Origin of the sequence: Acetobacter sp. DmW_043 (genome assembly GCF_002153485.1) — a bacterium.
Lineage (GTDB): Bacteria > Pseudomonadota > Alphaproteobacteria > Acetobacterales > Acetobacteraceae > Acetobacter > Acetobacter thailandicus.
Map to the genome: position 1 here is coordinate 1 of NZ_JOMN01000071.1, position 846 is coordinate 846.

The following is an 846-nucleotide window of genomic DNA, read 5'->3' on the forward strand; positions in this document are numbered from 1 at the left end:
GTCCGCAATCCATATCGCTGCAAGCTTCATTTTCTATCTCAAAGAATGAGTCCTGAGCCTAAGAAGAAAAAGACATAAAGATGTGAAGCTCCCGGATATAACTGATCCTGATTTTATGGCTGCATATGGAGCAGCTCTAAATAATACGCAGAGAGAAGTTATATCTAAAGACAGTATTAAGTCAGGAACGCTAGAGTCATTAATTGTAAAATAGGCAACTTTCTGAGGAGTTTAGTCTATTAAAAGAGAGCACAAAAGCGGTTTATAATCGCCTGCTGAATCGCATACGAGAAGACCCGATAGGACAAGGCCCGTTTGCATTGATGGAGCCGAAACACATTTGTCTGGCCATCAATGCGTTGGGTGATGCCCCTACAACCAGGGTTCGTATTAAACGATTACTGAGTCAGTTAATGCAGTTCGCGATTAATAACGGCTGGCGTGATGACGACCCGACCACCTCAATTAAAGTTAAGAGACAAAAGAGTGAGGGGATACATGCCTGGACAGATCAGGAATTTGATAAATATTTATTAAAATGGGGAAGCGGCACCATTCAGAGGCTGGCAATGTCGCTCATGCTTTATACCGGCCAGAGGCGTAGTGACGTTGTGCGGATGGGACCAGGCGATGTTCAGAATGGAATGATTTACGTCAGGTAGGAAAAGACTGATGCCTGCCTGTGGATTCCGTTGCACTCAGAATTACAGGATGTAACTCAGATTATGGGAGAGGGGCAGTCAAACGTATTTATCCAGATCGCGGGATGGCAGCCCATATACTGTGAATGGTTTTTATAATGTGTTTAAGGACTGGTGCGCATCTGCTGAATTGCCCGTGCAGTGT

Annotated in this window: 1 protein-coding gene; it reads left to right on the forward strand. The window is 44.4% G+C overall.

The genetic code is table 11. The annotated features are described in order from the left end of the window. Positions 1 to 323 precede the first annotated feature (323 nt). Positions 324 to 662 (forward strand): hypothetical protein, encoded by a 339-nt coding sequence (locus tag HK11_RS11650; RefSeq protein WP_086555496.1) that lies wholly within the window; start codon positions 324 to 326, stop codon positions 660 to 662. The last annotated feature ends 184 nt before the right edge of the window (positions 663 to 846 follow it).

What these genes read in the sequence shown, in the direction of transcription:
- HK11_RS11650 (WP_086555496.1), top strand. Translation starts at nt 324, where the DNA reads ATGGAGCCGAAACACATTTGTCTGGCCATCAATGCGTTGGGTGATGCC.